The sequence below is a fragment of the Streptomyces sp. NPDC086080 genome (assembly GCF_044540255.1).
Lineage (GTDB): Bacteria > Actinomycetota > Actinomycetes > Streptomycetales > Streptomycetaceae > Streptomyces.
In genome coordinates, this window is sequence record NZ_JBITRU010000004.1 from 105,847 (window position 1) to 119,631 (window position 13,785).

Below are 13,785 nucleotides of genomic sequence, written 5' to 3' on the forward strand. Positions count from 1 at the left end.
CGCATAGTGCTCGACGTCAACTTCTTCGACGAGCTCCGGATCGGTCTGGCTACCGCTGACGACATCCGTCAGTGGAGCCACGGCGAGGTCAAGAAGCCCGAGACGATCAACTACCGCACGCTCAAGCCCGAAAAGGACGGACTCTTCTGCGAGAAGATCTTCGGTCCGACCCGGGACTGGGAGTGCTACTGCGGCAAGTACAAGCGCGTCCGCTTCAAGGGCATCATCTGTGAGCGCTGTGGCGTCGAGGTCACGCGCGCCAAGGTGCGCCGTGAGCGGATGGGCCACATCGAACTGGCCGCTCCCGTCACCCACATCTGGTACTTCAAGGGCGTCCCGTCACGCCTCGGCTACCTGCTCGACCTCGCCCCGAAGGACCTGGAGAAGGTCATCTACTTCGCGGCGTACATGATCACGTACGTCGACGAGGAGCGCCGCACCCGCGACCTGCCCTCGCTGGAGGCCCATGTCTCCGTCGAGCGCCAGCAGGTCGAGAACCGTCGCGACGCCGACCTCGAGGCCCGCGCCAAGAAGCTCGAGACGGACCTTGCCGAGCTGGAGGCCGAGGGCGCCAAGGCCGACGTGCGCCGCAAGGTGCGCGAGGGTGCCGAGCGCGAGATGAAGCAGCTGCGCGACCGTGCGCAGCGCGAGATCGACCGCCTCGACGAGGTGTGGAACCGGTTCAAGAACCTCAAGGTCCAGGACCTCGAGGGCGACGAGCTGCTCTACCGCGAGCTGCGTGACCGCTTCGGCACGTACTTCGACGGTTCGATGGGTGCCGCGGCGCTGCAGAAGCGCCTGGAGTCCTTCGACCTCGACGAGGAGGCCGAGCGTCTCCGCGAGATCATCCGCACCGGCAAGGGCCAGAAGAAGACCCGTGCGCTCAAGCGCCTCAAGGTCGTCTCCGCGTTCCTGCAGACCAGCAACAGCCCCAAGGGCATGGTGCTCGACTGCGTGCCGGTCATCCCGCCGGACCTGCGTCCGATGGTGCAGCTGGACGGTGGCCGCTTCGCGACCTCCGACCTGAACGACCTGTACCGCCGTGTCATCAACCGCAACAACCGCCTGAAGCGGCTTCTCGACCTCGGCGCGCCCGAGATCATCGTGAACAACGAGAAGCGCATGCTCCAGGAGGCCGTGGACGCGCTCTTCGACAACGGCCGTCGTGGCCGCCCGGTGACGGGCCCCGGCAACCGTCCGCTGAAGTCGCTGTCCGACATGCTCAAGGGCAAGCAGGGCCGCTTCCGTCAGAACCTCCTCGGCAAGCGCGTGGACTACTCCGCGCGTTCCGTGATCGTCGTCGGTCCGCAGCTCAAGCTGCACCAGTGCGGTCTGCCGAAGGCGATGGCGCTGGAGCTGTTCAAGCCGTTCGTGATGAAGCGCCTGGTGGACCTGAACCACGCGCAGAACATCAAGTCGGCCAAGCGCATGGTCGAGCGCGGCCGCACCGTGGTGTACGACGTCCTCGAAGAGGTCATCGCCGAGCACCCGGTGCTGCTGAACCGTGCGCCCACCCTGCACCGCCTCGGCATCCAGGCCTTCGAGCCGCAGCTGGTCGAGGGCAAGGCCATCCAGATCCATCCGCTCGTCTGCACCGCGTTCAACGCGGACTTCGACGGTGACCAGATGGCCGTGCACCTGCCGCTGTCCGCGGAGGCGCAGGCCGAGGCCCGCATCCTGATGCTGTCCTCGAACAACATCCTCAAGCCGGCCGACGGCCGTCCGGTGACGATGCCGACCCAGGACATGGTCCTCGGTCTGTTCTTCCTCACCACCGACGGCGAGATGCGTGACCTCAAGGGCGAGGGCCGCTCCTTCGCCTCGGTCGCCGAGGCGATCATGGCCTTCGACGCGGGCGAGCTGTCGCTCCAGTCGAGGATCGACGTCCGCTTCCCGGTCGGCACCATCCCGCCGCGCGGCTGGACCCCGCCGGCGCGCGAGGAGGGCGAGCCGGAGTGGCAGCAGGGTGACAGCTTCCGGCTGAACACCACCCTGGGCCGTGCGCTCTTCAACGAGCTGCTGCCCGAGGACTACCCGTTCGTCGACTACGAGGTCGGCAAGAAGCAGCTCTCCGAGATCGTCAACGACCTCGCCGAGCGCTACCCGAAGGTCATCGTGGCGGCGACGCTCGACAACCTGAAGGCGTCCGGCTTCTACTGGGCCACCCGTTCCGGTGTCACCGTCGCCATCTCCGACGTCGTCGTTCCCGAGGCGAAGAAGGAGATCGTCAAGGGCTACGAGGCGCAGGACGAGAAGGTCCAGAAGCAGTACGAGCGCGGTCTGATCACCAAGGACGAGCGCACGCAGGAGCTCATCGCGATCTGGACCAAGGCGACCAACGAGGTCGCCGAGGCGATGAACGACAACTTCCCGAAGACCAACCCGATCTTCATGATGGTGAACTCGGGCGCACGAGGCAACATGATGCAGATGCGTCAGATCGCCGGTATGCGTGGTCTGGTGTCGAACGCGAAGAACGAGACGATCCCGCGTCCGATCAAGGCGTCGTTCCGTGAGGGCCTGTCCGTGCTGGAGTACTTCATCTCCACGCACGGTGCCCGTAAGGGTCTCGCGGACACCGCCCTGCGGACCGCCGACTCGGGTTACCTCACCCGTCGTCTGGTCGACGTCTCCCAGGACGTCATCATCCGCGAGGAGGACTGCGGCACCGATCGCGGCCTGCGCCTCAAGATCGCCAGCCGGGACGAGACGGGCGTGCTCCGCAAGGAGGGCGACGTCGAGACCTCCGTGTACGCGCGCTGCCTCGCCGAGGACATCGTGGTCGACGGCCAGGTGCTGGCCCCGGCCGGCACCGACCTGGGCGACGTCCTCATCGAGGAGCTCGTCTCCCGCGGCGTCGAGGAGGTCAAGACCCGCTCGGTCCTGACCTGCGAGTCCGCCGTCGGCACCTGCGCGATGTGCTACGGCCGTTCGCTGGCCACCGGCAAGCTGGTCGACATCGGTGAGGCGGTCGGCATCATCGCCGCCCAGTCCATCGGTGAGCCCGGTACCCAGCTGACGATGCGTACCTTCCACACCGGTGGTGTGGCCGGTGACGACATCACCCAGGGTCTGCCCCGTGTCGTCGAGCTCTTCGAGGCCCGTACGCCCAAGGGTGTCGCCCCGATCTCCGAGGCCTCCGGCCGCGTGCGGATCGAGGAGACCGAGAAGACCAAGAAGCTCGTCGTCACCCCGGACGACGGCAGCGACGAGACGGCGTTCCCGATCTCCAAGCGTGCCAAGGTCCTGGTCTCCGAGGGCGAGCACGTCGAGGTGGGCCAGCAGCTCACCGTGGGTGCCACCAACCCGCACGACGTGCTGCGCATCCTGGGGCAGCGTGCCGTCCAGGTCCACCTGGTCGGCGAGGTCCAGAAGGTCTACAACTCGCAGGGTGTGTCGATCCACGACAAGCACATCGAGATCATCATCCGGCAGATGCTGCGCCGCGTGACGATCATCGAGTCGGGCGACGCCGAACTGCTGCCCGGCGAGCTGGTCGAGCGCTCGAAGTTCGAGACCGAGAACCGTCGTGTGGTGCAGGAGGGCGGTCACCCGGCCTCCGGTCGTCCGCAGCTGATGGGTATCACCAAGGCCTCGCTGGCGACGGAGTCCTGGCTGTCGGCCGCCTCCTTCCAGGAGACGACCAGGGTGCTGACGGACGCGGCGATCAACGCCAAGTCCGACAGCCTCATCGGCCTCAAGGAGAACGTCATCATCGGTAAGCTCATCCCGGCCGGTACGGGTCTGTCCCGCTACCGCAACATCCGGGTCGAGCCGACCGAGGAGGCCAAGGCCGCGATGTACTCGGCCGTCGGCTACGACGACATCGACTACTCGCCGTTCGGCACGGGCTCCGGCCAGGCCGTTCCGCTGGAGGACTACGACTACGGTCCGTACAACCAGTAAGCGGGCAGCTTGATCCGAGGGGCGGTCACTCCGTACGGGGTGGCCGCCCCTCGGCGTTGTTCCTCGGCGTACCGGAGCGCGGGATACCGGGAGCGGTACCCGTGCCGGTGGAACCAAACTCCCGGTACGGTGCGTTCAAGTGGGTGGAAAGACTGATCAGGGATATCTGTCCGGCCCCCCGGGAGGCAGCCGTGTCGTACCCGACTCCGTGGCAGGGCAATCCCCTGCAGGGGCCCGGCACTCCGTCGATGCTGGCTTCCCACGCGGACCGCGAGCGCGCGGTGGACGTCCTGCGGGCCGGGTACGGCGAGGGCCGGCTGGACCATCCCGAATTCGAGAAGCGCGTCGCCCGGGCCTACAGCGCCCGCACCATAGCCGAGCTGTCGCTGCTGGTGGCCGATCTGCCGCAGGGCCCGCAGCTCCAGCCGTTCCAGCCGACGGCGGCCGCCGGACCGGTGTCGGCGACGTTCCTGCCCCGGCCGCAGCCGCCGACCAACGGCAAGGCGGTCGGCTCGATGGTGTGCGGCATCCTCACCCTGTTCACAGGCGGGCTCACCGGCCTCCCGGCCGTGATCCTCGGCCACATGGCGCAGTCGGAGATCCGCCGCACCGGCGAGGCCGGTGAGGGCTTCGTCCTGACCGGGCTGGTGCTCGGCTGGCTGTCCGTGGCCGGCTGGCTGCTGTTCCTGACCTTCTTCGTCTTCCTGGCCGCGCTGGCGGGAACGGGCTGACCGGTCCTGGCTGGTCCTGGCCAGGCGTCCGCCGTACGGCGGATCAGCGAGCCGGCTGGAGGTAGGGCTGCAGGTGGTGCAGCCGGGTGTGGTAGTCCGGGTGCGAGGCCAGCAGCCTGCTCGCCGGGGTCTCGGTGGCCGGACTGTTTCCGGCGGCGGCGGCGATCATGGCGGCCTGCTGCTGCTCGTACTGCTCCGCCTGATGCATCTTCTCCAGTACGGCGGCGAGCATCGGGGCGAAGCCGAGCGCGGCGGCGTGCTGGTCGGCGCGCAGTTCGGCACGGCGGCCGACGGCGGCGAGCGCGTACGGCAGGCCGAGGAACAGCAGCGGCAGCCCGTACAGGGTGCTGAGCGAGGCGAGGGTGATGCCGCCTACGACGAGGCAGAAGAACACCACGCCGAAGCAGGAGAACACCCGCGACAGCTGGAACATGAACGCGGTGACCACGCGCACCAGCTGCCAGGCGAACCGGCCGGGCAGCGCGTACCAGTAGCCGAGAAGTGAGGACCAGGCGTGGCCGCCGACGTGGTGGCCCAGCTCGTGGGCCATGACGGCGGCCAGTTCACCGTTGGGCAGCTGGTGCAGGGCGAACCGGGTGACGCCGACGATGTGCCCGGCCGCGGCGACGGCGTTCAGACTGTCGCTGTCCTCGATCCACAGCTCGTAGGTGTGGCCATCGATGCCCGCACGAGAGGTGACCTCGCGCCAGACCGGTTCGAGTTTGGCTCGTTCTTGTGGGGTGGGGTAGCGCAACCGGAGCAGATGGCGCGCGAGGGCGCGTTCCGTCGGGCGGTGGAACATGAGTGCGCCGCTGGCCAGCCAGGCCAGTACGACCACGATGCCGAGGCTGCCGAAGAAGGCCGAGACCAGGCCGACGACGAAGAGGCTGCAGAGGAAGTTCGGCAGGTAGAGCAGCAGGTTGCCGAACGCGGTCGCGTCGGTGTGGCGCTGCTGGCCGGAGATGTGGACCCGGCCGTGGTGGTCGGTGTCGATGTGGTGCGGGTGCTGCGGGGAGTGGGGCGCGGGGGAAGGGGCGGCCTGTGGGACCGGGGTTGGGTACTGCGGGGCCTGCGGGGTGGGGGCGGGGTACTGCGGGGCTTGCTGGGCCGGAGCCGGGTACTGCGGGGCCTGCTGGGCCGAGGTCGGGTACTGCGGGGCCTGCGGCGTCGGGTTCGGGTACTCCGTCGGGTTCGGGTGCTGCGGGTAGGGAGGTGCTTGGGCGGTTGCGTTCGGGTGCTGAGGGGCTTGCGGTGCCGAGGCCGGGGCGGGGTACTGAGGGGCCTGTGTCGGGTGAGGATGCTGCGCGGGGGTGGGAGCGGGGGGCGGGGCGGCCTGTGGGTTCGGGTACTGAGCGGCGTGTGGCGTGGGGTTCGGGTACGGAGGGGCCGGGGCCGGCTGGTACGGCGCCGGGTCGGGGCTCGGATGCTGGGGGGCATGCGGGTACGGGGGAGCGTCCATGCCTGGACGCGGCTGCTGAGGAGTGTCCGTACCCGGGCGCGGGTACCAAAGGGCGTCCGAGCCGGGTCGTGGCTGCTGCGGCGCGTCCATGCCCGGACGCACCGGCCGGGGGGACTGCGGGGCTGGCTGGTGCTGTCCGGGGATGCGAGGCCGGGGTGCGGCCGGCGGGGACGGTGAGGGTGCGGGCTCGGCCTTGGGCGGAGCCTTGGGTGCGGCCTGCGGCTGGTGGGTGCGGCCGGTCGGTTCCGGGTGTTCCGGTGGGGTCGGCGGTGACTGGGTCATGGTGCTTCCTTCGCTTGACGTGAGCGGTGGCCGGCCCGTGGGTCAGCCGATCAGCAGGGAGGCCGGCAACAGGAGCGTGCCGGTGCAGAAGGCGATGAGGCCGGTACGGATCCACTGGTGCTTGCGCCAGGCGATCCGGCTCGTCTCCGTGAGCGCCGCCGTCAGGCCGGCCACCGGGTCGGCCTCGGTGTCGGCGAGCGCGGTGTCCAGCCGGCCCGCCCGCACGGCCCGCTGGATGTCCCCGAAGTACGACAACGGCTGCCCCTGGACCCAGGACCCGCTGCGGTAGCGGGGCAGTACGGCCAGGAGCAGCGCGAACAGGGACAGCGCGAGAGCCGCGGTCCCGGCCCACCACACCGTGGCACCGGTCGCCGAGAGGGAGTCCGGGGACCAGTCCTGACCGGCGAGCAGTCCGCTGAACACGCCCGCGGTGATGCCGAGCGCGGCAACCAGGACGGCCGCCTTGCTGTCGGCGCGGGCTATCTCGGTACGCAGGTCCGCCAGCAGCCGCTCGCACAACTGTGCGCGGGGTGCGGATGAGGGGGCGTGCGGGGGAGCCGGGGCCGGAGCAGAGGCGTCCGGGGTCGCCGTCGGGGCGGGCGCCGGCGGCGCCGGGTCGGCCGTCATGGAGTGCCCTCCTCGGCCGCGGCGGTGTGGCCCTGCGCCGGCGGACCCGGGGGCGGTGAGGCCTCGGGCCCCTCCGCGGACCCGGTGGGTGTGACGGGCGTGGCGGGTGGAACCTGGTCGGGCGCGGTGGGTGTGGTGCCGTAGCCCGGCGGTGGCTGCCACGCGGGGGTGGCGGGAGCGGGCTGCGGGGGGTACGGCACGGCGGCAGCGGGCTGCGGCGCGTACGGCGTGGCGGGAACGGTGGGCGTGGCGGGAACGGTGGGCGTGTAGGGCGGCGGGGCGGGGCTCGCGGGTGGTCCGGCCGCAGCGGTGTGCGGTGGGTGCGGCGCGGCCGATGCCGGTGTGCCGGGCGGCGTGGGGCCGGGGGCCGCACGGGGCGGAGGTGGCACATGGGCCGCCGCGGGTGGCGCGTAGGGCGTGGTGGGCAGTGTCTGTGGGGCTCCTGGCGGGTACGGCTGGGCGGGATCGGGGGCCGCGTGTGGCGAAGACGGTGCGGGCGGTGTGCCCCCGCCCACGACCGGGGGGTCACCCGGTCCCGTGCTCGTCCCCGGGGCGGGCGGGGTGTCCGGGTGGCCGTCCGGCGAGGGGAGCAGCGGCGGGTGCTGGGGGACACCGGGGAGGCGTTGGGTGAGGATGTCGCTGACGGTGCGCAGCGCCAGCTGCTTGGGCCCCTCCAGCTCGAACTTCTCGGCGCCCTCGCTCCCCAGCAGCTCCTTCACCAGCTCCATCTGCGCCTGGATCATCCGGAGCTGGTCGTCGCGCATGCTGGTCATCACGAGCCGCGAGTCCTCAGGGTGCTGGGCGAGATGGAGCGCCCAGGACTGCACACCGCCCTGCGACAGATGCCACTCGTAGAAGCGGATCTTCTCCGCCTCGATCTGCTGCAACTCCAGCGCCTGCCGTCCCTCGAGCATCATCTGCTCGTGCTGCCAGCGCTGCTGCTGCAAGGCCAGTTCCTGCTGCCGGCGCCCGTACTCCATGGCCCGTTCGAGCTGCAGCTCGTCCTGCTGCCGGTGGCGTTGATCCATCTCGGCGTCCACGTGCATGCCCTGCTGGGCCGCGCGGATCTGCTCGGTCGCGGAGTGGTCGATGGCCTGGAGCCGGTGCTGGTGGTCGATGTTGGCCTGGTCGCGGCGCAGCCGCAGCGTCCAGGTGGTCTGGAGTCCCGCGGACGCGCCGAGCGGTCCGAGGAGCATGACCGCACGCAGCAGCTCCTGCTCGGCTGCGCCGCTGTCGGCGATCGCGAAGCCACGGGTGACCGGCCGCGCCGCCTGCTGCAACTCGCCGATGAGCATCGCGGGCACATCCCTGATGCCGCTCGCCACGAACCGTCCCGGGTCCAGCACCTGCCAGGAGACGTCCACCTCCGCCGTGAACTCCAGGGCGTCGTTGTCGCTGGGCAGGGTGAAGACGTCGGTGAAGGGATGGACGCCCATGTCCACCTCGTACACCGCGGTGTACCGGCGGGCGGCGATCTCGCTGCGGCTCGGTCTGGTGGGCGGGGGATAGGCCTCGTACCCGCCCTTGGGGGTGGAGAAGACCAGCGCGTGGTCGATGCGGACCACGTGCTTGAGGGACAGCTCGAAACGGGACAGCTGCCGCACGGTGAGCACCGGGTCGATCAGCCGGGTGTGCCGGTCGGCGGACTGCTGCCAGTCGTACGGGCGGCGGAAGGAAGGCATGGCGCGTCTTTCGTGAGCGGGTCAGCGGGACGGGAGCGTGCTCAGCAGGCGGGTGGTGACCTCGGGCGGAGGGTTGCCGTCCTCGCCCGGCATGGTGCGCAGCAGATGGCTCAGCCGCTGGTGCTCGGTCGGTGTGGTGACGAGCGTCGGGAGCAGCGCGGCGAGGGCCCACTCAGCGGTCGTGGAACGGCTCGCGATCAGCACCCAGTCGCGCAGCACCTCCAGCGCGTGACCCGTGTAGTGCGGGTCGCCGAGCGCCTCCCGCCACAGGCGCGCGATGCCCTGGGGGGCGGTCCGGTCGTCGTCGGCCGAGGCTCGGGCGTACCAGCTGAGGACCAGCGGGGTGCCGTACCGCTCGTCGCCCTCGGTACGGCGGCAGGCGTTGACGAAGCCGCCGAGGGACAGGTCGCGCACGGCCCGCTCGTCGTCGAGGCGGGCCAGCAGGCCGGCGAGGACCTCGGCGTCGGCCGGGGACAGCAGCAGCAGTTCCACGGCCTCGGCGAGCTCCCGCGCCATCTCCACGTCGAAGTCGTCCGGGTCGTCGAGGTGCCGGTACAGCGCGCGGGTGGCGTCGCGCAGCGCGGCGAGGGCCTGGGCGGGCCGTTCGGGGCCGATCAGCGCGTACGCCCGGACGGCCACCCAGCGCAGCCGCCGGTCCTCGGCCGTGGACCAGGCGTCGAGGATGCGCGGGATGTTGGGCGTGCCGATGTGATGGGCCAGGGTGAGCGAGTTGACGGCCACGAGCCGGTGCCGGAACAGGTTGGAGGTCGCCCACGGCTCTATGACCAGCGCCATCGCGGAGGGCAGGTCGGTGCGGGCGAGGACGGCGACGGTGGACGCGGCCCGGGTACGGACCAGGGGCCGGCCGTCGTCGGCGAGGTGGCGCAGCCAGGCGACCAGCGCGGGCCGGGCCGACGGGTGGCCGGTCCACACCTCCCGCAGCAGGACCAGGGCGGCCCGCTCGTCGTGGAAGGCGGCCTTGGTCTGGGTCACCGGGCCCCACTCGGTGTGTTCCTCGGCCTCGTGGCGGTCGGCGCGGGCGAGCTGGAGCCGTTTGCCGATGTGGGTGCCGAAGACCGGGATCTCGGGGACCCGGGCCCGGTTCTCCGTCTGCTGCAGGAGGCCGTAGAGCAGGTCGCTGAGTTCGGCGGTGAGCGCGTACGGGCCGTCGTCGAAGGCGGCGAGCGCGATGAGGAACGCCTTGTCGCGCAGGTGGATGACGTTCTCGTCCTCCTCGAACCACTCCTGGACCTGGTTCTCCAGCGATACGAGGGAGAAGTCCGCGACCGCCTGTTCGGTGACCTCACCCGCCGCGTACCGGCCGAGGAGCTGGGCGAAGGCGGCGACCTCGCGCAGTTGGTGGCCGCGGTCCAGGAACTCCTTGACGTTCGGGAGGCCCAGCAGGCGTTCGGCGGTCTCCTCGGTGGTGCGGGCACGCAGATGTGCGGCCAGCACGTCCTCGGCCGCGGGCGGACGCCAGTCGGCGGCGCACACGTCGTCCTCCAGGACGGCGGTGGGGCCGACGGTGATCACCGCGTAGGCGTCCTGCTCGGCGAGCCGGTCCGCGGCACCGAGCAGGTGGTTCTCGCGCAGGGCGTTGCCGCGGTGGGTCGCGAGGTCGCAGAGGACGTAGCCGCGGGCGCGGGTGGAGGGTGTGTCCGAGCCCGAGCCCGAGCCCGAGCCTGTGGTTGTGGGTGTGGCTGTGCCGTCGTCGGCGTCACGTGCGGTGAACCGATCGGCGAGGGAGCCGGGTGTGGTGTCGCGGTCCAGAGCGAGTACGGGGGTGGCGCCCACGCGGTGCAGCAGCATCAGGGCGGCCGTGCGCCGGCCGGTGAAGCGGGCGCCGGACAGTACCAGGACGCGGTCGCGGCGCAGCCGGTCCACCAGGCTCTCGAAGGTGTCGCCGACGGTGACGAAGGAGGCGGCGAGCCGGTCCAGGGTGGTGCGGGGGATCTCGCCCGCGGCGGGGGCTGCCGCGGACAGTCCTGGGAGCGACCAGTGGTGGACCGTCTTGGTCCCCATCACCACATCGCCGGTGACCCGGCCGCCGGAGACGCCGTGCTGGTCGCCCTCGGTGTAGCCGCCGCCGAAGGTGGACCGCGAGCCGACTCTCATGGTGCGCGGGCTGTGGTCGACCAGGTCGCGCCGGGCCGACCAGGCGGTCTGCGGCTGGTCGCGTTCCTCCGACTCCTCGGCGGCGCCGTCCTTGGGGGTCTCGTCGGCGGGAGCCTCGCTCGGCGCGGGGGCGGCCGAGGGGCCACCGCCCGCCGCTCTGCCGTCGTTCGGGCCCGCGGCCGGCGGTTCCTGGCCGCTCACGGCCGCTCACCCCGCTCCGTCTTGCTGCCCATCACGACATCACCGGTGACCTGGCCGCCGGAGACGCCGTGCTGGTCCCCGGCGACGTAACCGCCGCCGAAGCTGACCGTGCCTCCGCTGATGTCGAAGGCCGGGCCCGGCGCCGGGGCTCCCCGATGTCCGGCCGGCGCCGGGCGGTTCTGGTGCGGACCGTTCTGCGGTCCGTTCTGCGGTCCGTTCTGCGGGGCAGCCGGGGTCGCGGCCGGTGCCGGGCGGTCCCCCGGGCCGCCCGGCACCTCCCCCGCCCCCCGGTCACCGTGGTCCTCGCCGCGGTGGCCGGAGATCTCCGGTACGCGGCCGTGCAGCCACGCCGTCAGCGGGCCGTTCTTGCTGTCCACCGTCACGCGGTGGAAGCCGGCGGCCGGCACGCCGGGGTGGTCGTGTCGTACGACGCCGGTGTACAGGGAGTCCGAAACGCACAGGGCGAAGTCGTCGTCGCGTTCCCGCAGGGCCGCGCGGAGCAGGGCGGCGTCCAGCAGGCGGCAGGCGTGGTTCAGGTCGGATCCGACCCAGCCGTCGTGGCGGTCGACGGCCACGTACCCGCTGGCGACGACACCGCGCAGGCGGATCTGCGCGGAGCGGGACGCCATGCGGTTGACGGCCCGCAACTGGGCGGGCACCTCGGTGAGCAGGGCTCGTAGCAGCGCCGTGACCGAGGCGTTCGCGTCGATCAGCTCCATCACGGAGTCACCGCGGTCGGCCCGCATGCGCAGGGTCTCGTCGATGCCGGCGGCTTCCAGCGCGCGGTCGGTGACGTCGTACAGCATGCGCCGCAGGTACGCCTGCTCCACGTCGTCCCGGTCGCTGTACTTCTCGATGTCCAGCAACAGGATCGTGCGGCTCACGGGGTCGGTCATGGTCGCCCTTCGGACGGTGGGGATGGCGGGGCAGGGCAGCAGAGTGTCCGGAGCGGGGGGTGGGGCGTGAGGGCGTATGACCCACTGGAACTGTGACCGTGTGCACAGAGGCGTGGTGGTGCGTCGGTTCTCTCGCCCCCGCCGCCCCTTCCCGTCCCGACCCCCGGGGCTCCGCCCCGGACCCCGCTCCTCAAACGCCGGAGGGGCTGGATTGCGGGGCTCCACCCCGGACCCCGCTCCTCAAACGCCGGAGGGGCTGGATTGCGGGGCCGGGCGTCGGTCAGCCGGGGGTTCGGGGGGACGGGATGCCTGGGGTCGGCTGGTCGGTGGCGATGCGGCGCAGGATGTCGGGGCGGAGGATCAGCAGCGTGCGGCGGCCGGTCGAGACGGCTTCCTTCTCGCGCAGCTCCCGCAGCAGACGCTGCACCATCTCCCGCGATGCGCCGACCGAGCCCGCGAGCTCCTGCTTGCTGAGCGGCACGGCGAGCTCGATGCCCTCGGAGGTACGGCGGCCGTGGCTGCGGGCCAGATCGAGAAGCAACACCGCGAAACGCTGACGGACGCTCATCGACGCGAACTCCAGGCGCCGCCGGTCGGCCGCCCGGGTGCGGTCCGCCGTGAGGCCGAGGAGGGCGAAGGACACCGCGGGGGAGTGGCCCAGGAATTCCTTGAAGCGCAGGTGTTCCACGGCCACCGCCCGCACCGGCTCCAGCGCGGTCACCGTCGCCGACCGGGGGCGCCCGGTCAGCACCGCCGACTCGCCGACGACGTCGCCGGCGCCTCGCAGGGCGAGCAGCGCCTCGTAGCCGTTGGCCGCCGCGGCCGTGACCTTCGTCCAGCCCTGGACCAGCAACAGGACGTGCGAGGACGGCTCGCGCTGGTGCAGCAGGACGACCCGTGGGGCGAAGTGCAGCTCGCGGCCGAGCGAGAGCAGTGCGGTCCTTTCCTGGCTCTCCAGACGGGCCAGGAAAGGTACCCGGTCCTCCAGACGGCTGTCGTCCGGTCCGTACGGCGCCGATGTCATCAGCTGAACCCCCCCGTTCGTCTGCGGCGGACGGATCAAAGTACTGAGCACCGCCCGTGTAAAGGGCGCGATCCGGCCAACACGGGATATCGGCCACGGATCGGCCACGGATCGGTCGCGGGCAGGCCATCGGCCGGCCGGGGACCCGCCGCTGTCCGTGGGCGGCGCCGGTTACGGTCTGTTCGGAAGGGTTCGGAAGGGTTCGGAAACGCGGCGGGGCGAAGCGGGAGGAGTCCGGCGTGTCGGGCCGCGCTCCATTTGTTTTGACCGGAGTCCGTGAGGTAGGTACGCTCAGACCTTGTGCCTGGGGTGTGCCCTGGCCTTCGTGCGTGCCATCACACCGCACCGGGGGCTGTGCAACGGCCACCGTGATTCAGCGCCTTCTTCTGCCTTGCGGCGGGAGTCCGCAGGATTCGACACACCCGACCGCGTGGGTCGGCGACGTTCCAGGTTAGCTTCACCATTCGGCACACAGAAACCGGAGAAGTAGTGCCTACGATCCAGCAGCTGGTCCGGAAGGGCCGGCAGGACAAGGTCGAGAAGAACAAGACGCCCGCACTCGAGGGTTCGCCCCAGCGTCGCGGCGTCTGCACGCGTGTGTTCACGACCACCCCGAAGAAGCCGAACTCGGCCCTGCGTAAGGTCGCGCGTGTGCGTCTGACCAGCGGGATCGAGGTCACCGCTTACATTCCGGGTGAGGGGCACAACCTGCAGGAGCACTCCATCGTGCTCGTGCGCGGCGGCCGTGTGAAGGACCTGCCGGGTGTTCGCTACAAGATCATCCGCGGTTCCCTCGACACCCAGGGTGTCAAGAACCGCAAGCAGGCCCGCAGCCGCTACGGCGCCAAGAAGGAGAAGTAAG

At 71.1% G+C, this 13,785-nt stretch carries 9 protein-coding genes; 3 read left to right on the forward strand and 6 right to left on the reverse strand.

What is annotated here, in order from left to right; all coding sequences use genetic code 11:
* Positions 1–6 precede the first annotated feature (6 nt).
* Together ACIF9R_RS06495 and ACIF9R_RS06500 are read left to right on the forward strand one after the other, a co-directional pair.
* Positions 7–3,906 carry a DNA-directed RNA polymerase subunit beta' gene (locus tag ACIF9R_RS06495; protein ID WP_399975183.1) on the forward strand — a complete coding sequence of 1,300 codons (3,900 nt, stop codon included), beginning with the start codon at positions 7–9 and terminating at the stop codon, positions 3,904–3,906.
* A gap of 191 nt (positions 3,907–4,097) precedes the next feature.
* Entirely contained in the window at positions 4,098–4,637 is a 540-nt protein-coding gene (locus ACIF9R_RS06500; RefSeq protein ID WP_399975185.1) for a DUF1707 and DUF4190 domain-containing protein, read from the forward strand.
* A gap of 43 nt (positions 4,638–4,680) precedes the next feature.
* On the opposite strand, the gene ACIF9R_RS06505 is transcribed toward ACIF9R_RS06500, so the two are convergent.
* From ACIF9R_RS06505 to ACIF9R_RS06530, 6 genes are all read right to left on the reverse strand, one after another.
* Positions 4,681–6,096 (reverse strand): M48 family metalloprotease, encoded by a 1,416-nt coding sequence (locus tag ACIF9R_RS06505; RefSeq protein WP_399975187.1) that lies wholly within the window; start codon positions 6,094–6,096, stop codon positions 4,681–4,683.
* A 324-nt stretch (positions 6,097–6,420) separates the two neighbouring features.
* Positions 6,421–7,005, reverse strand: coding sequence for a Pycsar system effector family protein (locus ACIF9R_RS06510; protein WP_399975190.1), 585 nt, complete (start codon positions 7,003–7,005; stop codon positions 6,421–6,423).
* Positions 7,002–8,687, reverse strand: coding sequence for a hypothetical protein (locus ACIF9R_RS06515; RefSeq protein ID WP_399975192.1), 1,686 nt, complete (start codon positions 8,685–8,687; stop codon positions 7,002–7,004). Before ACIF9R_RS06515 ends, ACIF9R_RS06510 begins: the two co-directional genes overlap by 4 nt.
* Before the next feature lie 21 nt (positions 8,688–8,708).
* A complete protein-coding gene (locus ACIF9R_RS06520; protein WP_399975195.1) occupies positions 8,709–11,003 on the reverse strand; it encodes a hypothetical protein in 2,295 nt (764 codons plus the stop codon).
* On the reverse strand, positions 11,000–11,899 hold the full coding sequence (locus ACIF9R_RS06525; protein WP_399975198.1) for a hypothetical protein: 900 nt from the start codon (positions 11,897–11,899) through the stop codon (positions 11,000–11,002). The genes ACIF9R_RS06520 and ACIF9R_RS06525 overlap by 4 nt, the downstream gene beginning before the upstream one ends.
* Positions 11,900–12,179: 280 nt before the next feature.
* Positions 12,180–12,923, reverse strand: a complete 744-nt coding sequence (locus ACIF9R_RS06530; RefSeq protein ID WP_399975200.1) for a Crp/Fnr family transcriptional regulator — start codon at positions 12,921–12,923, stop codon at positions 12,180–12,182.
* Positions 12,924–13,412: 489 nt separating this feature from the next.
* On the opposite strand from ACIF9R_RS06530, the gene rpsL reads away from it, so the two are divergent.
* Positions 13,413–13,784, forward strand: a complete 372-nt coding sequence (gene rpsL, locus ACIF9R_RS06535; protein ID WP_003948652.1) for a 30S ribosomal protein S12 — start codon at positions 13,413–13,415, stop codon at positions 13,782–13,784.
* Position 13,785 lies beyond the last annotated feature (1 nt).

Coding starts and splice junctions, on each gene's coding strand:
- ACIF9R_RS06525 (WP_399975198.1), bottom strand. CDS start 11,899: ATGACCGACCCCGTGAGCCGCACGATCCTGTTGCTGGACATCGAGAAG.
- ACIF9R_RS06505 (WP_399975187.1), bottom strand. CDS start 6,096: ATGGACGCTCCCCCGTACCCGCATGCCCCCCAGCATCCGAGCCCCGAC.
- ACIF9R_RS06510 (WP_399975190.1), bottom strand. CDS start 7,005: ATGACGGCCGACCCGGCGCCGCCGGCGCCCGCCCCGACGGCGACCCCG.
- ACIF9R_RS06515 (WP_399975192.1), bottom strand. CDS start 8,687: ATGCCTTCCTTCCGCCGCCCGTACGACTGGCAGCAGTCCGCCGACCGG.
- ACIF9R_RS06530 (WP_399975200.1), bottom strand. CDS start 12,923: ATGACATCGGCGCCGTACGGACCGGACGACAGCCGTCTGGAGGACCGG.